Source organism: Mycobacterium sp. pUA109, assembly GCF_041287095.1.
Taxonomy (GTDB): Bacteria; Actinomycetota; Actinomycetes; order Mycobacteriales; family Mycobacteriaceae; genus Mycobacterium.
In genome coordinates this window covers 208,878-227,078 of sequence record NZ_JBGGKS010000002.1, presented here as the reverse complement: position 1 = coordinate 227,078, position 18,201 = coordinate 208,878, and the positions used below count along the sequence as shown (strand labels likewise).

General features: G+C 67.4%; 20 protein-coding genes. 3 read left to right on the top strand and 17 right to left on the bottom strand.

All coding sequences use genetic code 11. The features are described 5' to 3' along the window. The first annotated feature begins 1 nt into the window (after position 1). Entirely contained in the window at positions 2-508 is a 507-nt protein-coding gene (locus ACAG26_RS03265; RefSeq protein WP_370479276.1) for a hypothetical protein, read from the top strand. Between the two features lie 98 nt (positions 509-606). Here the strand turns inward: ACAG26_RS03265 and ACAG26_RS03260 are convergent, their stop codons facing one another. Beyond that, a complete protein-coding gene (locus tag ACAG26_RS03260) occupies positions 607-1,905 on the bottom strand; it encodes a PE-PPE domain-containing protein (RefSeq protein ID WP_370479274.1) in 1,299 nt (432 codons plus the stop codon). Between the two features lie 128 nt (positions 1,906-2,033). On the opposite strand from ACAG26_RS03260, the gene ACAG26_RS03255 reads away from it, so the two are divergent. Next, positions 2,034-2,435 (top strand): hypothetical protein, encoded by a 402-nt coding sequence (locus ACAG26_RS03255; protein ID WP_370479272.1) that lies wholly within the window; start codon positions 2,034-2,036, stop codon positions 2,433-2,435. On the opposite strand, the gene ACAG26_RS03250 is transcribed toward ACAG26_RS03255, so the two are convergent. From ACAG26_RS03250 to ACAG26_RS03215, 8 genes are all read right to left on the bottom strand, one after another. Then, complete coding sequence (locus tag ACAG26_RS03250; protein WP_370479270.1) at positions 2,432-2,875, bottom strand: nitroreductase family deazaflavin-dependent oxidoreductase; 444 nt, start codon at positions 2,873-2,875, stop codon at positions 2,432-2,434. The two genes, ACAG26_RS03255 and ACAG26_RS03250, sit on opposite strands and share 4 nt — an antisense overlap. Before the next feature lie 4 nt (positions 2,876-2,879). Then, positions 2,880-3,569 (bottom strand): class I SAM-dependent methyltransferase, encoded by a 690-nt coding sequence (locus ACAG26_RS03245; protein ID WP_370479269.1) that lies wholly within the window; start codon positions 3,567-3,569, stop codon positions 2,880-2,882. Between the two features lie 193 nt (positions 3,570-3,762). Then, the gene (locus ACAG26_RS03240) at positions 3,763-5,475 is read right to left on the bottom strand and encodes an acyl-CoA dehydrogenase family protein (protein WP_370479268.1); all 1,713 of its coding nucleotides are present in this window, start codon (positions 5,473-5,475) and stop codon (positions 3,763-3,765) included. Between the two features lie 82 nt (positions 5,476-5,557). Next, entirely contained in the window at positions 5,558-7,618 is a 2,061-nt protein-coding gene (locus ACAG26_RS03235; RefSeq protein ID WP_370479267.1) for an MMPL family transporter, read from the bottom strand. Between the two features lie 13 nt (positions 7,619-7,631). Beyond that, complete coding sequence (locus ACAG26_RS03230) at positions 7,632-8,081, bottom strand: hypothetical protein (RefSeq protein WP_370479264.1); 450 nt, start codon at positions 8,079-8,081, stop codon at positions 7,632-7,634. 24 nt (positions 8,082-8,105) lie between these two features. Then, positions 8,106-8,873, bottom strand: coding sequence for an oxygenase MpaB family protein (locus ACAG26_RS03225; RefSeq protein WP_370479262.1), 768 nt, complete (start codon positions 8,871-8,873; stop codon positions 8,106-8,108). Positions 8,874-8,875: 2 nt separating this feature from the next. After that, a complete protein-coding gene (locus ACAG26_RS03220; RefSeq protein ID WP_370479260.1) occupies positions 8,876-9,787 on the bottom strand; it encodes an oxygenase MpaB family protein in 912 nt (303 codons plus the stop codon). Between the two features lie 30 nt (positions 9,788-9,817). Next, a complete protein-coding gene (locus ACAG26_RS03215; RefSeq protein WP_370479258.1) occupies positions 9,818-10,009 on the bottom strand; it encodes a hypothetical protein in 192 nt (63 codons plus the stop codon). 326 nt (positions 10,010-10,335) lie between these two features. Here ACAG26_RS03215 and ACAG26_RS03210 point away from each other — a divergent pair, with 326 nt between their 5' ends. Further along, positions 10,336-11,028, top strand: coding sequence for a demethylmenaquinone methyltransferase (locus ACAG26_RS03210; protein ID WP_370479628.1), 693 nt, complete (start codon positions 10,336-10,338; stop codon positions 11,026-11,028). Positions 11,029-11,139: 111 nt separating this feature from the next. Here ACAG26_RS03210 and ACAG26_RS03205 read toward each other — a convergent pair whose 3' ends face one another. The 8 genes from ACAG26_RS03205 to ACAG26_RS03170 all read right to left on the bottom strand — a co-directional run bounded on the left by ACAG26_RS03205 (position 11,140) and on the right by ACAG26_RS03170 (position 18,200). Next, positions 11,140-11,415: a hypothetical protein gene (locus ACAG26_RS03205; protein WP_370479256.1), complete on the bottom strand. Its 276-nt coding sequence runs from the start codon at positions 11,413-11,415 to the stop codon at positions 11,140-11,142. Positions 11,416-11,551: 136 nt separating this feature from the next. Then, the gene (locus ACAG26_RS03200) at positions 11,552-12,352 is read right to left on the bottom strand and encodes a mannan-binding protein (RefSeq protein ID WP_370479254.1); all 801 of its coding nucleotides are present in this window, start codon (positions 12,350-12,352) and stop codon (positions 11,552-11,554) included. After that, on the bottom strand, positions 12,349-12,957 hold the full coding sequence (locus ACAG26_RS03195; protein ID WP_370479252.1) for an Mce protein: 609 nt from the start codon (positions 12,955-12,957) through the stop codon (positions 12,349-12,351). Before ACAG26_RS03195 ends, ACAG26_RS03200 begins: the two co-directional genes overlap by 4 nt. A 28-nt stretch (positions 12,958-12,985) precedes the next feature. Further along, positions 12,986-13,642: an Mce protein gene (locus ACAG26_RS03190; RefSeq protein ID WP_370479250.1), complete on the bottom strand. Its 657-nt coding sequence runs from the start codon at positions 13,640-13,642 to the stop codon at positions 12,986-12,988. Positions 13,643-13,661: 19 nt separating this feature from the next. After that, positions 13,662-14,933 carry an MlaD family protein gene (locus ACAG26_RS03185; RefSeq protein ID WP_370479248.1) on the bottom strand — a complete coding sequence of 424 codons (1,272 nt, stop codon included), beginning with the start codon at positions 14,931-14,933 and terminating at the stop codon, positions 13,662-13,664. After that, complete coding sequence (locus tag ACAG26_RS03180) at positions 14,930-16,045, bottom strand: MlaD family protein (protein WP_370479246.1); 1,116 nt, start codon at positions 16,043-16,045, stop codon at positions 14,930-14,932. The genes ACAG26_RS03185 and ACAG26_RS03180 overlap by 4 nt, the downstream gene beginning before the upstream one ends. Further along, positions 16,042-17,184, bottom strand: a complete 1,143-nt coding sequence (locus tag ACAG26_RS03175; RefSeq protein WP_370479244.1) for an MlaD family protein — start codon at positions 17,182-17,184, stop codon at positions 16,042-16,044. Before ACAG26_RS03175 ends, ACAG26_RS03180 begins: the two co-directional genes overlap by 4 nt. Continuing rightward, positions 17,181-18,200 (bottom strand): MCE family protein, encoded by a 1,020-nt coding sequence (locus ACAG26_RS03170; RefSeq protein ID WP_370479242.1) that lies wholly within the window; start codon positions 18,198-18,200, stop codon positions 17,181-17,183. The genes ACAG26_RS03175 and ACAG26_RS03170 overlap by 4 nt, the downstream gene beginning before the upstream one ends. Position 18,201: the final 1 nt, after the last annotated feature.

Sequence of the window (18,201 nt, the reverse complement as noted above, 5' to 3'; positions counted from 1 at the left end):
GATGGGTCCCCGGTCCGCGCTGGCGATCGCGGTAGGGCTGCTGGCCGCCGGTGTGGCGGCGGCGCCCGCGGCTGGCGCGGACGGGGACCAGTGGGCGCTCAACGGCGTCTATTTGGCCACCTCCAACGGGGAGTGGGCCCAGACCAATGACGTCTACCACGACGAGGCCAGCCTGCGCAGCACCTGGACAATCAGCACGGTGTGCAGCGACGCGGTGACCTGCTCCGGCCAGGTGCACAGCGATGCCGGGTGGGATGCCGACATCCAATCGGGCACCGGCGAATACGTCGTCAAGCGGAATCTGCCGGACTGGGAGCGGTGCGAGGACGGCAGCGTCGCGCCCGGCCTGCAGATCTACCGGTTCTACCCGGTCAACGGCGAGGGCTACGTCAGCCCCGGATCCCCGACCCTGGCCGGGGTGAACAAGACCTACGGGGTCAGCGGGGCGTGTCGGCTGAACCTGCCGCTGATCATCGAAATGCCGTTCCGGCTGCAGAAAATCGGCTGACACTCAGGCGGCGGGTTCGCCTTCGCGACTGTGCGGTTCCATACGCTTTTCGGCGGCGAAGCGTATGACACCGCACAGTCGGCGCCGTCGTCCCGGGCTCAGCCGGTGACCAGCCCGCCCAGGGTCCCGATCAGCTCCAGCACCGGATCGATGGCCTGCTGAATCCCGGTGAGGTCCAGCAGATTCTGGATGTCCAGGCCCAGCGGGCCCTCCAGATCCAAGACCGCGGTGAACGGGTTGAAGTTGTCGTTGAACCAGGTGGCGGCGTCATAGTAGGGCACGCCGATCTCATGGGCAGACCAGGTCTGCAGCTCGGTCAGCATGCTCTCCAGCCAGTCGGCGCCGGGCATCGGGACGCCGAACAGCTCGAACGCGTTGTTGGCGCCCTGCACCACCGCTTTGGCGAACTCCGCGCTGAACGTGACCGGGTCCAGCGTCGGAATCAGTTGGAACGGGGTGGGATCCCCGAACGGCACGGACCGGTCGTAGCCGGCTTCGACGATCACCTGCAGCGCCGGTTGCACGATGTTGAGCACCGGCTCGGGCACCCCCAATTGCCGCAGCGGCTCGAGCAGCGGCAGCTCGGTCGTCGGGATGAAGTAGAAGGTGGTGTCCCCGTCCACCTGCTCGACGATCTGGGTGGAGCCGAGCACGTATTGATCGGCGTACGGCCCGGCCAGCGGCGTCGACGGGTCCGTCCAGCCGGGGATGGCGCCGTCGCCGTAGCTGGTGTGCCGGTAGATGACGCCCAGGACCGCGTTCAGGTCGGACACCAGGTTGACCGGGAACTGCGGGGTGTCCGCCAACCCGTCGTACTGGTTGGCGACGTCGAGGGTGGGGATGCCCAGATCGGTGGGCTCGGCGCCGTTGGCGTCGACCTGCAGACCCGGGACGAACAAGCCGTCCAACCGCTCGTAAATACCGCCGTCGGGTCGGTTGCCCGAGCCGAACAGCGCCACCGTGACGTCGGGGACCGGCTGCCCGGCCTGGGCCGCCGCCGCCAACTCGCGCTTCAACTCCACGGCGATCAACGCGCTCAGCGAATAGCCCGCAACCAGGTACGGCTGGCCCGGATCGGCCGCCTGCAGCTGGTCCATCGCGGCGTGCAGATCCGTCAACCCGAGCTGCACGGTGTGGTCGACGGGCAGACCCGCCGGGTAGTCGACCCCGACCGGCGTGTAGCTGGTGCCGGTGGCGGGGTCGATGTAGTCGGCGAGCAGCGAGTCCATCCAATCGGCGCGCGCCACCGGCATCCCGGTGCCGCCCATCATCAGGGCGGTCAGGTCGGCGTCGTCCTCGGCTTGCGCCGCGGCAATCGAGGTGAGTGAGGCGAAGGTCAGCGTGGCGAATACGACGCTCACCCCGCGGCTCGCCTGCCGCATCCATGGCTGGCTCACGGCGACTCCTCCGAATTTCCGGCCCGCCCCCGGCGAAAGAGTACTACGCTCTTGCAGCGAATGATGTGTGATTCTACTTCGACATCGTATTTTCCCGTGAAGTACCGGACAGAGAGGGTCGGGACGCCATGCCGCACGCCAAACCGCTGGAGCTGCCGAACGGCGGGGGAGGTCGCTGGCCGGCGACCGTGGACCGGTTCCGCTCGGTGCAATGGGGCGACCTCGAGGTGGGCTACACAACCGTCGATCACCCGCTGGATTGCAGCGACGTCAACCGGCTGGGTGGGCTACCGGGCGGTCTGTGCCCGTGCCCGCATTACGGGTACGTCTTCGAAGGCTCAATCCGCGCCACCTATCCCGGCACCGACTGGCCCGACGACGTCGTGGAAGCCGGTGAGGTGTACTTCTTTCCGGCCGGCCATGTGCTGGTCTATCCCGGCCCGACCAAGCATCTCGAGTTCAACCCGGCGTTTGCGTTGCAGCAGTGCATGGACGCGATGCAGCGGGTGGCCGACCTGGCGGCGCGTTAGCCCGTCGGATCGAAGCGGAACACCGCGATCTGCCCGGCCAGCGCCTCGACCTCCTCGGGGGTGCCGTCTTGCACCAGGCCGGCCCGTTTGAGGAAACCCGCCCCGATCGGCACCTGCACCGGGAACGCCCGCAGCACCGGGCGGGCCTCCTCGGGGGCCAATTCGACGATCCGCACCGGCCGCGTCGTGCGGCCGTGCCGCAGCGTGCCCGATCCGGCCGCCCGCGCGTTGCGGGCCCAGTCGGCGTTGGGGAACCCGGCCACCGTGTAGAGCTGCCCGTCCAGGGTGAACGGGGTCATCGGGGTGCTGCGCGGCTGACCGGTTTTGCGGCCCGGGACCGTCAGGATCATCGGCGGCCCGGTGGGGATGCCCAGCTTTTGCATTGCGATCATCACTTTGTTGACCGGCTTGAGCCAGCGCGGCGGCTTGGTGGCGGCCATGGTGTCAGTCCCGGTGCGCAGTGAGCAGCCAGCCGGCGACCGAGGCCCGGCCGTCGGGTTCGGTGCGGACCTCGGCGCCCAGCTGCGCGCCGATCTCGGCGAATCCGGCGTTGGCGTACAGCCGGGCCGGCGTGATCTCGTCGACCACCCAGTACTTGGCCACCGCGTCGCGCAATTCGTCGGCGGTCACCGCGTAGGGCGGGCCCTGCGGGATGGCCGCCTTGTCGAAGACCAGCACGAAGTACGACGCGCCCGGTGCGGCGGCGCGCACGATCGAGCGTTGGTAGCCCGCTCGGGCTTTCACCGGGATGGAGTGAAACAGGGTGGAGTCCACGATGGTGCCGAACCGGCCGTCAGAGCCGGGTGGGTAGCCGCTGAATTCGCTGATGTCGGCGACCTCGAAGGTAGCGTTGGTCAGGCCGCGCTCGGCGGCGGCGCGGCGGGCCAGGTCGATGGCGGTGGGGGACAGGTCCAGGCCCACGGTGGTGTAACCGCGCTCGGCCAGATGCAGCGAGATGGCGGCTTCGCCGCAGCCGACGTCGAGCACGTCGCCGTGGAACTTGCCGGCCTCGATTAGCGCCGCCAGCTCGGGCTGGGGTTCGCCCAGGCTCCACGGCGGCTTGGCGCCCAGGCCGAGTTGGGTGGACTCACCGCGGTAGGCCGTGTCAAATGCGAAATCCGAGGGTTCAGTCATCACCCTGGTATATCAAGCCCATTGATACATGTCAATGGTCCTGATATACGGGGCGTCGCCGCGAAGGTGCGCAGAATGCCAGGATTTTGCGCGGTGACCGTACAACTGCGCACCCTCGCGCCGGGCGGCGACGCGGGCGCCGGGCGGCGACGCGGGCGCCGGGCGGCGCCGCTGGCGATCGCGGCGTCGATCGCTACGGGTTCATCTGATACTCGCCGGCATGCGCACAGACCTGGTGGTACACCCAGGTGGAGCGCTCCGCGTCGATCACCGGCTTCCGGATCACCGACAGTGCCCAATCCTGCTGCGCCGGCGTCGAGGATGCTTTCGAGTGCAGCTCGAGGGCGAACGCGGAGAAGTCGCGGACCAGCACCTCGAAGATCGAATCGAGAATGTCGCTGGACGTGCCCTCGATCCTGGCCTGCTCAACAATGAGCTGGCCGTAGGGAATCAGGGTGAACAGGTCGCCGACGGCCAGCAGGTAGTCGAGGTCGGTCAGTTGCTGTTCGGTGGGCGGCGCCTGCGTGGCGAGCCGACCGAGTGCCTCGGCTTGCTCGACGAAGGCGGCGACGTTGGGCAGGTGCACAAATTGTTGATAGGCCGGCCGCCAGTCGGCGAACTGCACCTTGCCGAGCCCTTGGGCGGGCGGCTGGTTGAACAGGGCGTCGTCGCTGGCGGTGTCGCGGCGGACCGGGACCGGCGGCACCTGGCCGGGGTTGAGCAGGTAGCTCGGCATGAACTTCAGCGTGAGCGCCATATTCACGTGGGCGGTGCCCTCCAGCCGTGGCATGGACGCGATGATCGACCGGGCGCCGTCGAAGTAACTGTCGCGTTCGAAGCCGCGGGCGGAGATGACGTCGAGCAACTCGGTCACCACCCGCTCGGCTTCCCGGCTGACCTTCATCTTCGCGATCGAGTTGAACATGACGAAACGGCGATCGTCGGGTGTGCCGCTGCGCATGTAGTCGATCGCCCGGTGGTGGTAGAGCCGTGCCGCGGTCAACCGGAGGTAGCTGTCGGTGAGGATTCGGCGGACCTGGCCGAACTCGGTGACCGGGTGTCCGAAAAGGATTTTGGTGCTGGCTTGGTTGATGGTCTCGTAGAAGCAGTGTTGGGCAATGCCGGCCGCCACCATGCCGATGTTGAACTTGCCGCAGTTGACCGCGGCCAGTGCGACATCGAAGCACCGCGGGCCGGTGTGCAGCACGTCGTCGGCGGCGACCGGGTAGTCCTCGAGGTCAAAGGCGCTGACGAAGTTCTGTCCGTGGATGACGTTCTTGCGTAGCCGGTAGTTCGGGTGTTGGCTGTCGGCGATGAACCAGACGTACGCGTCCGGACCGTCGAGGTCCGTGCGACGGGCCAGGGTGGGGATGATGCGCGAGACGTTGCCGTTGCCGATGTAGTACTTGCCACCGGTCGCGGTGAAGCCACCCTTGCCGTCCGGGGTGAGCAGCATGTCGGTGGCGTAGATGTCGGCGCCGTGGTCGCGCTCGGATAGGCCGAAGCCGATGATGCCGCCACGATCCAGCTCGGCGGCGGCCCGCTTGTGCGCCACTGCGTTGTCGCTGGAGTAGATGATCACCAGCCCGAGAGTGGAAACCCCCCACGCGTACCAGTACGCGGACCCGTAGAAGCCGGTGATCTCGTTGAACTTCGCGATCCGCGCGGTATCCCAGCGCTTGTCGGGATCGCCATCGGCATGGGCGGTCGGCGTCGCGAGGTAGGCGAGCACCCGGGAGTCGGCCAGAAACTGCATCCAGTCGTCGTACCAGCGGTCGGAATAGCCGTCGGCGACCAGCTTTTCCTTGCCTTTCGTCTCAAAGAAGTCGACGGTCGCGGTGAGGAGTTCGCGGGTCTTCGGGTCGAACTCGTCGAAGGTGTCGGTCTTGGGGTTGAACAGGGGCATCGGGGGATCTACCTTTCGTACTTCGGGGGTCAGGCCGGGAGGCTCGTCGACTTGCGGCGGCCGCCCGGTGAGAAGGTGAGGTTCAATGGCGTACCTGGACTTTCGCCAGCGCGGGACGGAACCATCGGGGTGTCCACCAGTTCCAGGTGCCCGCCACGCGCATGAATGCGGGCACGAGCAGGGTCCTGATCACGGTGGCGTCGACGAGGACGGCCATCATCATCCCGAGGCCGAGCATCCTCAACATCAAGATGCTGCTGGCCGCCACTCCGGCGAACACCACCGCCATCAGCACCGCCGCCGCCGTCACCACCGGACCGGAGCGGGCGAGCCCGAGGGCGACGGCGCGGTCATTGTCCGCGCGGGTGCGCCCGGAGTGTTCCCATTCCTCGGCGAACCGGGACAGCAGGAAAACCTCGTAGTCCATGGACAGGCCGAAGGCGAAGCAGAATAACAGCACCGGCACGTAGGCGACGGTGTAGCCCGCGCCGCTGGTCCCCAGCCCGCCGAGATGCCCGTCTTGGAAGATCCAGACCAACGCGCCGAATGTCGTGGTGAGCGAAAGTGTGTTCATCAGCAGCGCTTTGAGTGGAAGCACCACACTGCCGGTGAGCAGGAGCAGCAGCACCAACGTGGTCGCCGCGATCCAGGCAAGCGTCTTCGGAAACGCGGTCGCGATGCCTTGCGCGGTGTCCCGGTTCTGTTGTGCCAGGCCGCTAAATAGCGTGGGTGCGGGTGCGGGGACGGCGCGCAGCTCGGTGAGCAGTCGTTGACCGGCGGTGGAGTAGGAATCCAGATGCGTAAAGACCTGCAGCCGCATCGTGTCGGCCGCGGTGAAGCGCGGGTCCCCGGGGCCGCGCGCATGCCCGCGCGCGTAGCTCCCGGTCGGGGCCACCACCAGATCCACCTCGGCCACCCGTGACAGTTGTTTGGCATAGTTGCCGACGGTCCACTGATCGGCGGTCCCGACGTGTTGGAGCACGATCGGCACGGTCCCGGTGGGGTTGTCGGCGAACCGCTGGCGAATCATGTCACCCACCTGCCGCGACTGCACCGACGCCGGCAGCACCCGGTCGTCGGGGAGCCCGAGCCGCACACCGAGGAACGGAACTCCCAGCACCAGCAGAACGGCCAGCACGGATAGCCCGACCAGCGCGGGGTGTCGCTGCACCAGGGTCGCCACGCGGTACAGCGGCCGGGATTCTGGTGCGGCGGCCTCCCGTAACGGTTTGCGGTTGATCCGCGCACCGAAGACCGCGAGCAGCGCGGGCACGCAGATCAGGGTCAGCAGGATCGACAGCACGACCACCGCGATCCCCGCGTAGCCGAGGGAACGCAGGAACACCATCGGAAAGAACGTCATCCCGATCATCGAGATCGCGACCGTCAGGCCGGAGAACAGCACCGCGCGGCCCCCGGTGCGCATGGCCACCGCGATGGCCGTTGACTGGTCGGTTCCTTGGGCGATCTCCTCGCGGTAGCGGGCGATAATCAGCAGCGAGTAGTCGATCGCCAACGCCAGTCCGAGCATGGTCGCGATGTTGAGTGCGAACACCGACAGATCCATCACGAGGCTCAGGGCGAACAACACGGCCGTCGTCGCGGCGATCGCTAAGCCGCCGACCAGAACCGGGATCATCGCTGCCAGCGTGCTGCGCAAAAACCACACCAGCAGTAGGAACGTCACCGCCATGGCGATCGGCTCGACCAGCGCTACATCGCGGGGTGCGCGGGTGTTGATCTCGCTGAGCAGCATCGCTTGGCCGCCCGCGGTGACGGTGACCCCGTCGGTGGTACCGACATAGCGTGCGGACAGATCGGCGGCGACTTTCTGTGCCTGGTTGTCGTCGCCGATCAAGTTGGCCACGATCAAACCGACCCGGCCGTCGCGGTCGCTCAACCGCGCCCGCAGCTGCGGGTCGGTCCAGGCCGACACCACCGTGCGCACCCGGCTATCCGAGCGCAGCCCCTCGATGATCGGCCTTGCCCGGCGCTCGGCCGGTGCCCCGCCGACACCGTCGTCGGATTCGACCGCAAAGATCAACTGCATCCCCGACACGCCGAAATCGCTGGCCAGAACCGCGTTAGCGCGCGACGATTCGGCTTCCGGGTTGATCGCGCCCCCCAGCGACAGCCGATCCACCAGCTGCGTGGCGCTAAGACCGCAGAGCACGAACACGACGGCCGCGACCGCGAGCGTTACCTTGGGAGCGCGTGTCGCTAGCGCGGATAGTTGATCGATCACGCGGTCCTTTCCACATTTCGGCCACGGCCTCATCGATGCGCCATTGCCGCACAATCTCTTCCACGCTGTCGCGAATGCCGGCGTTGTCGGAATCCGCGAGCACATCGAGATCCCCGTCAAACCATGCCAGCCGTCGCGCCAGCCCAAGCAACGACGCCGGGTCCCCGGAAGCGGCTACCCGCCGCCCGGTCGGGGTATGCACCAGGGTGAAGCCGCCGTCGAACACCGGGTTCCCCGACGGGGTGGTGCGCACCGACGGCGCCAGAACCAATTGCGAACACGGGGTGCGCTGGGCGCTGACGTCGAGGCGTCCCCCACTGGGATTCTGAATCGTCACGGTGATGAACCCAGGCTCTGTCATCAATGCACCCGCTTCGCTCTAGTGCTAACTTGCCGCGCTTAACGCGATGCGCGCGCGGGCATTCCAGATGTGCCGCGGTGCCAGGTGGGAGGTGCGGGCCAGCTGCACGAACCGCCACAGTGCCCGGCGGTCCGCCGCGCTGGCCGTCACCCCGGTGAGTTCTTGGGCCCGCGGATGCTGCAGGGCGCGGATGGCGCGGTGCGGCACCGTTTTCTGCCACCAGCTCGACGGGTGGAAGATCTCCGCGCGAAACGGCTCGAAGTGCTTACCGGCCCGCAACTCCGCGCGGGTGAAATCCTCGAAGTACTCGACGAACTCCGGGTAGCTGCCCGGCATCGGCCGGGTGGAGATGCCGTAGCGCCGATACCAACTGCAGCATTCGGCGTAGAGCTGTTCGTGTTCCTCGGGGTCGAGCTTCTTGATGAACGTATTCACCAGCACGAACAGGCATTCCACGTAGGTGGCGTGCTGGAAGTGGAAGATGTCGGGGGTCAGCGCGTGGTATTTGTTGCCGAAGCCGTCGCGGCCCTTGACGTGTTCGTGGGAGAAGCGCATTTGCGGCGCCATGTCGATGCTGCTGTAGGCGATGGTGACCGCCTGGGTGACGGTGCGCTTCTTGTGCTGCCAGATCCGTTCGCGCATCAACGCGTGCTGGCTGATGCCCGCGGCGATGCTGGGGTGCAGCAGCTGCAGGCACACCGCGCGGGGCAGGGTGAACAGGTAGCGCCGATCCCCCAGGTAACGCCACAGCATACTGTCGGGGCCGAGGTCGGCCCCGTTGCGTACCACCATTCCTAGACCAGCGCCTTGTGCCGGCGGATCCGTCGACGGATATCGGTCATCAACACGGTGTAGTTGTAGGTGCGCAGGAAGCGTGGCAGGAACCGATTGACGAATGACACGAACAAAAACAGGTTCTCGAACTGGCGCTGCTCGGTCTCGCTCCAGCTGACGCCCAACATCTCCCGAAAGTGCGGGGCCAAGAATCCGACGGTCAAGAACCGCAGCAGCGGCGCCAGGATGATACGCAGGATCGGGGTGATCATTTTCAGGTTGATCAGCTTGAAGGCGTATTCGCGGATCGGCTCGTCGATGCGCAGGTGCGCGCACTGGGTGTTCCAGTAGACATCGAATTCGGCGCGGGTGGCCGGCCAGTCCTTATCGGTGACCTGCAGGGTGGTGCCGATCGGCCGGGCGTGCTGATAGAAGTTCTCCGCCTGCTCCTCGGTCATCCTGCCGTGCAGCAGCTGATAGGTGTCCTCGTAGAAGATGAACAGGCAGGCCGCCACCCACAGCTGCAGATCGCGGTCAAAGGCGTTGTATTTCACCGGGCTCTCGCTGGTGGAGCGGACCTGGCGGTGCACGACGTTGACCGCCTCGCGGTAGGCCGCGCGCTCTTCTTCGGTGCCCAGCACCGCGACCGCGAGATACTGCGCCGTGGTGCGCAACCGCTTCCACGGGTGCTCCATCAGCGCACCGGATTCCACCCGGCTTTCCACCACGCCGTAGCCGACCCCCGGGTTCGCCATCTGCATGATGACGTTGGCGGCCGACGCCGCGGCCGTCCAGAAATCGAGCGCGTCGGTGGGGTCGACGAGTTCTTCGGTGTTCCACCGGCGGGTGTAGGTCCCGATCTGGATGCGGGTCTGCGCGGTGGTCAACCGGGACGGCGCCTCGGCGTCCGGGGCCCAGTGCGGAGTCGACATGCAGCGTTCCTTTCGGCTGGGTTTGGGCGGCTATTGCCCGGCGGGTACGGGCCCGGCGAGCAGTGCCGGCAATTGGGCTAGTAGCCAGATGACGCCGGCCGCGCCGATCAGCGCGCCGCAGACCGCCACGGTCACCAGACCGGCCCGCAAAAACCGGGCCTCGGGGGTGGCCAGGTATCTGATCACGCGGACCACCAGGTCGATGATCCGCACCAACGCCATCACCGGCGCACCTCCTGGCGTCGGCGGGGCGGGCTCACGGGCGTGCTGCGTGTCAACGTGTCCCCTCCGGAGCTGACGACCTGACCGACCCCTCGGTCGGATATGTGCAGCATGTCACATTTGGCGGCACCTCCGCAAGCATAAGTTAATGATGATTCTGTCTCGATGTGGGCTAACCAGACCGGCGCTGACCATCCATGACCTGGCATTCCATGGCGTCTGGCGCCAGCCGATCTGAGCAGGGGTTCGAGGATGGCATCCGGGCGGGTTGGGTGCGGCTCACGTCGCCGCCGGGCTCGTCGGCGCGGGCGGGTAGCGTCGGCCGGGTGAGCCGCGCCGCCCTGGACAAGGACCCCCACGAGGTCGCCTCGATGTTCGACGGCGTGGCCCGCCGCTACGACGTGACCAACACGGTGCTGTCACTGGGCCGGGACCGCTCCTGGCGACGGGCCACCCGGTCGGCGCTGCGGATCGGGCCCGGGGAAAAGGTGCTGGACCTGGCGGCGGGCACCGCGGTGTCGACGGTGGAATTGGCCCGCTCGGGGGCCTGGTGTGTGGCCACCGATTTTTCGGTGGGGATGCTGGCGGCCGGGCGGGCCCGGCAGGTGCCCAAGGTCGCCGGGGACGCCACCCGGCTGCCGTTCGGCGACGCCGTGTTCGACGCGGTCACCATCAGCTTCGGGCTGCGCAACGTCGTCGACCACGAGGCCGCGCTGGCCGAGATGGCGCGGGTCACCCGGCCCGGCGGGCGGCTGGTGGTGTGCGAGTTCTCCACCCCGACCCACCCGCTGTTCGCCACCGCCTACAAGGAGTATCTGATGCGGGCGCTGCCGCGGGTGGCCCGCGCGGTGTCGTCCAACCCGGAGGCCTACGTGTATCTGGCGGAGTCGATTCGGGCCTGGCCCGACCAGGCGGCGCTGGCCGGCCAGATCGGGCGGTGCGGGTGGACGGCGGTGCGGTGGCGCAACCTCACCGGCGGCATCGTGGCGCTGCACGCCGCCCACAAACCGCTGGATTAGCACGCCGTCGCCGCGCGTCGTTGAGATTGCTCCGGTGGTCGTGCATTGGCGAAAACCACGACCCTCCAGGCAATCTCGACGTCCTCGGGCGGTGACCTCGCGCCCCTAAACTCAGGCGTCGCGCCACCGGTTGCGGATGTTGTGCCGCACGTAGGCCAGATAGCCGAGGAAACCGACGGTCGCGAGCCGGCGGCTGCGCGGCCGGGTGAACCCCAGCCCCAGCAGCGTCTCGACGCCGCCGTTGAGGTACACGTGCCGTCGGGTGGCCCGCGGATGGGTGAAGGTGGTGATCCGCTCAAACACGCGTGGCTTGATGAAGTGGGCAACTCCGACACCGGCAAGGCTCAGCCCAGACAGCTGGGCCAGCCGGGAGTTCTTGGTTGACATCTGGTACCGCTCCTTGTCTCGTTGTTCGGTTTGGCCGAAGCTCATGCAGCCCCCGCGCCGAGCAGACGTAAAAGTCCCCAAATCAATGGCGATTAAGGGGCTTTTGCGTCTGCTCGCCGCCCTAACCCGCACACGGCTAGGTGCCGCCGTATTCCGGGCGCAGCGACCCGGCCAGCGCGGCCAGCGGCACCCGCGCGGTGACGGTTCCACCGTCCATCGACCACGCCAACCGGTCGGGGGGACTGGGGTTTTCCCGCAGCAGCGGGGCGTCGGGCATGTACAACACCAGCTGGTCGGGGGCCAGCCCGAAGGCGCGGTAGTCGCCGGTGTAGCCGGGACCGTTGGGGCCGGGCTGGAACTCCTCCACGGTGAACGGATAGGTGCCCGGCGCGTGTGGGGGAGCGGCGGCGTCCAGCGCCGCCGGCAGCACCGGTGCGGCCGCCGCGGGGATCACCGCCTTGGGATCGACGCCCGGCTTGAACAGATCGGCCAGCATCAACCGCTGTCCCTTGGCGCCATCGAAAACGAAGGTCCGGTAGGCGTTGTTGGGTTGCATCCCGAACGGTTCGAGATCCTCGTGCACCACCAGGGTCTGCACCGCCCCGGGGCCGGGATAGACGTCGTAATAGGCCGACGCGCTGCTGTCCCGGATCGCCTCGGATCCCGATTTGCGCCAGCCGTTCATCAGCCGGTGATAAAAGTCGCGCACCACCGGCCCGGCGGTCGGGTCGTCCAGCAGCGGCGGCAAGTCGAAGGAGATGAGCCGCTCCGCCTTGCGGGGGGAGACCACCACCGTCGTGCAGTGGCCACCGTCCCAGGCCGCACCGAGTTCCCCGCAGAACTGCTCGGCGGAGGCGGCGGCCCCCGGCGCGGTCACCATCAGCGCGGTCGCGGTGGCCAGCATCGTCAGCAACGCAGCGGGTTTCACGGCGCTCACCCCAGCTGCTCGGCCGGAACGACGTTGCTGACCAGCCACCGGTGATCGACCTTCTGCAGGGTCACCGCCATGCTCGTCACGTCCGGTGGCGGATCGCCCGGCTGACCGTCGGGCCACTCGGGCAGGGCGGCGCTGGTGAACGTCTGTTTGACGAACAGCAGCACGGTGACCTGCTGCGGGGTCACGGATTTGACGGCGGAGTCGACGACCTTGCCGCGGGTGGTCACCTTGTTGGCGAGCAGCATGCCGCGCAGTTCCGCGCTGTGTTTGGTGTACCGGTCGTGAAAGTCGCCGGTGGAATTGTCGATGATCGCGGTGATCTGGTGATCGATGGTGGCGGGGTCCGCGGTGGTCAACGTCACCGCATAGCTGCGCGCCGCATCGAGGGCTGCGCGGGCGGCGACATCGCTGCGGTGCTGCTGAAACAGCAGCCAGCCCTCGAACAGCGCCGCGGCGAGCACGGCGGCAGCCGCCACGATCGCCGTCCAGCGGCGGGCCCGCCGCACCCAACCGCGCAGCCGGGCCCGTCGGCTGGCCACGGGCGCGGCGTCGGCCTCGTCGTCGACCTCGTCGGTCACGTCGACGTCGTCACTGATTGCGGTCACGGGGTACTCCTGAATTTCTGTGGCCGGCTCAGACCAGGTCGACTTTGCTTGCCAGCCAACGGCCATCCACCAATTCCATGGTCATCTGTATCCGGTTGCGGTCGATGCGGGGTTCGGAGCGCACGGAGTTGGTGATCGATTGATCGACGAACAGCAAAACCTCCACCTTGGTCTTGGTCGCCGACTTCACCGCCGCGTCGATCACCACGCCCTTACCGGCGGCGTTGTTGTCGATCAGGGTCTGCCGCAATTGCGCCGAACCCAGGCCGTAGGCCTCCTTGAACTCGCCGGTGGCGCCGTCGATGGCCTGGGCGTAGTTGTCGTCGATGCTCTTCGAGTCCAAGGTGGTCAGCACCAGCGCGTAGCTCTTGGCCGCCGCGAGGGCGGCCGCACCGGCCGCCGTGGTGGCGTGCACCTGGTACAGGCGCCACCCCAAAAACCCCGACAGCCCCAGGGACGCCACGACAATGCCGGCGACCAGCACCAGAACCGCCCGGCGCCGACGGGGACGCTGGCCGGCGTCGGCCGGGCCGGCGGCGTCCTGGTCGGCGGGCTCGGCGGCGTCGTCGGCGGGGGTGTCGGTGCGCTGGTCCTCGCTCGCGGCGGGGACCTCGGTGCGCTCGGCCGCCTCGTCGAGGTCCTCGGCGAGCCGGTCGAATACGTCGGTGGCGGGTGTTTTGGCCATGGGGTTGCCTGTCTTTCGGTTACTCCGGCACCCATGCCGGCAGCGGCGGCCCGCCGTAGGTGGTGGGCAGCGAATACGGCGGATACACCGGGGGCGGTTCAAGGGTCTCCAACGGGTCAGAGCCCGGCGGGGGCCCGGCGGTGTCGTCGCCGGGTGGCCGCGGCGCGTTGCGGGCACCGCGCACCAGCAGCGACGGGTCGGGGTTGTTGCAGTAGGTGTTCCGATACGGCGCCGGGAAGTCCGCGGCCGACGGCGGCTGGCGCGGCAGGTCGTAGTCGCAGCGGTATCTCGGGTACAGGTCACCGAGCACCCAGATGCCGCCGTCGTGCACCACGCTGGCGATGTGATCGACCAGCGACTCGTGATCCGGGCGCCACAGATCCCGCAGCGCCGGCAACCGCAGGTACATGACCTGCGCGACGGTGGTGAGGTTGCCCAGCAGCGCGTAGACGTTTTCCCGGTTGTCGGCGATGAAGCTGTCCACCCGGCCCAGCTCGGCCTCACCCTGATCGACCAGGGTCCGAAAACCGCCGTCCATCTTGTTCACCCCGGCCAGCACCTTCTGCAGATCCGCGGAGGTGCCGCCCAAACCCGCGGAGGTGTCGTTGAGCGTGGTGAAGGTGACCTGGGTGTTGCGCAGCATGCTGACGGTCTGCGGCAGCACCCCGTCGAGGGTGGACGCCAGCAGCACCGTGCCGTCCAACAGCGACGACAGCTTCTGGGGTCCTTGCCGGCTGACCCGCAATTCCCCGAAGACCGCGGTCAGCTTCTCGGCATCGATCTGGGCCAGCGCACCCTTGCTGTCGTCGATGATCTGCGGCAGCGACACCGGGACGGTGGTCTGATCCCGGCCGATGACCGATCCGTTGGTCAGATACGGCCCGTGGTCGTGGTCGGGCCGAAAGTCGAGGTATTGCTCCCCGGCCACCGACAGTCCCGACACCCGCACCTGGGTGTCCCGCGGGATGGGGGTATCGGCCCGGATGGCGGCCACCGCCTCGGTCCCGCGCTCGGTGAGCCGCACCGCGGTGACGTGCCCGATCGGGATGCCGCGCAGGGTGACATCTTGGTTCCCCAGCAGCCCACCGGATTCGGGTAACACCACCCGCACCGAGATCATCTTCTGGGCGGGGTTGATGCCGACCCCCCACAGGGTGACGTAGGTCGCGGCGATCGCGGTGGTGAGCAGCAAACCGATGCCCGACACCAGGATGCGGCGGCGGTAGCCGCCCTTGACGATCCAGATCAGGAATTCGCAACCGAGGTTGAGCAGGTCGAGCAGCGGTCTCATTGGCGCGCTCCGTAGATCTGGTAGAGCAGCATGTTCCATTCGTAGCGCAGCGCGCCGATCATCAGGTGCCAGTCGGTGCCGTCGGTCCAGTGCATGCCGGGATCGCCGGGATAGTTCTTGTCGGGCCACGGCGCCAGCGTGATCTTGGTGACCTCACCTTCGAGGTGCATCGCGGTGCCGTTGAAGGTTTTCATCATGATGCCCAGGAACCGGTTAAACGGGGTCAACGACAGCTCGGGGTCGACGGTGATCTCGTTGAACACCCGGGCCAGCTTGTTGAGGTCGACGCTGAGGCTTCGGGTGTCGGTGCCCGCGATCGAGGGGAAGCGGGCCAGCTGGTTGGTGATGCGCGCGCCGGTGTCGATCAGTTCCGTCAGGTCGTTGGTGTTGTCGGCGATCACGTTCAGCGCCGGCGCCAGGTCAGTCAGCGACTCGTCGATGGTGGCCTGCCGCGCCGACATGGTCTGCGCCAAGGCCGCCGAATGCTGCAGTGCCGCATTCAGTTGCTCGGACCGCGCGCTCATCCGCGACAGCAGCGTCCCGGACTGGTTGATCAACAGCGCGAGTTTTTCGCCTCGGCCGCCCACGGCCTTACCGGCACCGTTGAGCATCGAGACCAGATAGCGGACGGTGCCGCCGTTGACCAGCATCGCCATCGAGGCGATCAGCTCCTCGATCGTGGGGGCGTTCGCGGTCGCGGTGAGCGGCAAGGTGTCGCCGTTGCGGAGCAGGGCCGCATCCTTCGGCTGGTTCGGGTCGGGTTTGATCTGCAAGAAGATGTCGCCCAGCGGGGTGGCGGCGCGCAGCTCGGCGGTGCTCCCGGCGTACAGCGGGACGTCGTCGCGGACCTTGAACGTCACCAGCGCCTTGAAGTCTTGGGCTTCGATGGATTGGACTTCGCCGATCTGCGCCCCGTACAGCCGGACCTTGGCCTTGATCGGCAGGTTCAGCGCGTCGGAGAACACCGCGGACAGCGTGTAGAAGCTGCCGCCGCCGCCCGGTGCGGGCAGCGCCACGCTCTCCAGGTTCAACCCGCAGCCGGCCAGCAGGGCCGCCGTGGCGGTGGCCAGCACGCCGCGGATACCGCGGCGCAGGGTTCCCGCGCGTGTCACGGTTGGTCGATCCCGTCTTGCATCACGTTAAGCAGCGCGGTCAAGCCGAAGTCGGGGCCGTAGTCCGCGATTGTTCCGGTGGCGCAGGCGAGTTGCTTGAGCCCCATCAGGTTGCAGATTTCCTTTCCGAACTGGCTATGGAAGATCGTCTTGGAGACCAGCAGGTGGGCGCGCAGGCTGCCGGCGCCGGCGTCGATGATGTTGTAGAAGTTGTCGACGAACAGTGGTCCCACGTCGAGGATCTCCGCCAGGTCGCGCTGATTGTTGGTCAGCACATCGGCGACGGTCCGCACGTTGGTGAACGACGCCTTGAGCCCCTCTTGGTTGTTTTCCAGCAGCCGGGACGCCTCGGCGAGCAGGGCGTTGATCTTCGCCCCGGTGTTGCCCGCACCCAGATCCTCCTCGGCGAGGATGTCGGACAGGGTGTGCACGTAGGAGCCGAATTCCCGCAGTGCGGCGTCGTTGTCGGTGGTCGCCTGGGCGAGGTTGGCCACGTTGTCGATGATGGCTTGGATGCTCTTTTTGCTGTGGGCTCCCTTGTCGGACCCGACCCGCAACGCCTCCGACATCTTGTCCAGGGTCTCCTTGATCTCGGGACCGTTGCCCAGCGTGATCCCCGATCCGAGTTTGACGAATTCGCCGAGCGGCCCCTGGGATTGGTCGTCCTCATCGGCGTGCAGGGCACTGCCCAGCTTGTCCATCATGGCCAGCGTCCGTTCGAACTCGACCGGGGTGCGGGTCCGGTTGAGCGTCAACACGTCGCCGCTCTTCAGCTTGGGTCCACCGTGATAGGGCGGGGTGAGTTCCACATGGCGGTCGGTCAGCACCGAGGTGGACACCGTGACGGCCTCGGCGTCGGCGGGAATGGGGATGTCGGCATCGATGGACAGCTTCACCTCGACGTAGCCGCCCTTGGGCGTGATGCTGGTGACTTTGCCGACTTCCATGCCCAGCACCGAAACCCCGTTGCCCGTGTACAGCCCGACAGCGTCCTGGAATTGGGCGGTCACCCGGATCTTGTGCAGCGAGAAGTGCGGGATGCGCTCGATGAGTCGCGGACCGACCGTGAGCAGGGCGATGAGCCCGACCATGCCGACCACCAGCAGGGTCCACACCGCCTTTTTGATGTGCTGTTTCATTCGCAGTCCTTGAAGTACTCGACAAGGTTGAACTGCTTGGCGCGCCCACTGATCGCGCACATCCACGAGTCGACGAAGATCCCGGCGGGCAGGAACACATCGGCGGCGTTACCGCTGCCGGTGGCGTTGGCGAAGTTGCGCAGCGCGACCGGAGTCGACTGCAAGAAGCTGCGCAGCAGCGCGTCGTGGTCGGCGGTCATCTTCATGAAATCACGGAAATCGACGATCATCTGGTTGACGGCGGGTTCGTCGCCCAGGATCGTCCGGGCGCGGTCGACGATGGTGGTGGCGCTGTCGAACAGCCGCTGCACCGAGGCACGCCGGGTGGCGATCTCCCGCAGCACATCCCGCCCCTGCAAGACCAGCACCCCCAGGTCGGCGCGCTGGTTGCGCAGCATGGCGGTGAAGGTATCGGTGGTGTTGAGCAGGGCGCCGAGTTGTTCACGCCGGTCGGCGAGGATGGTGGCCATCGATTGCAGGTTGGCCAGGGCCGCCGGCAGCGCTTCTTCGACGCCGCCGAGGTTGGCGTTGAGCAGCTTGATCGAATCCACGAAGCGGTCCGCGTTGACCGGGCCCAGGGTGCGGGTGGCCCCGGCCAGGGTGTGCTGCAGGTCGTAGGGGACTTGGGTGTTGGACAGCGGGATCGTTTTGTGCTGCAGGCTGCCGGCGCCGGCCGGGCTCAATTCGAGGTAGCGCGATCCCAAGATCGTGGTCAGTTTGATGGCCGCCCGGGTGTCGGCGCCCAGCGGCAGCCCCCGGCGCACGTTGAAGCCCACCGTCACGTGATCGCCGGCGAGTTTCACGAATTCCACTTCGCCGACCTTGACCCCGGCGACGGTCACCGCGTCGCCGCCGTGGACCTGCGCGGCTTGGGCGAATTCGCCGCGGTAGCGGGTCTTCCCGACGCCCAGGCTGGAGTACACGACGATGGCCACCAGCACCGCACCGAGGACGACCAGCGACAGCACGCCCAACCACGGCCGGTTGTAGGACTCCAGGGAACGCTTTTTCGCCACG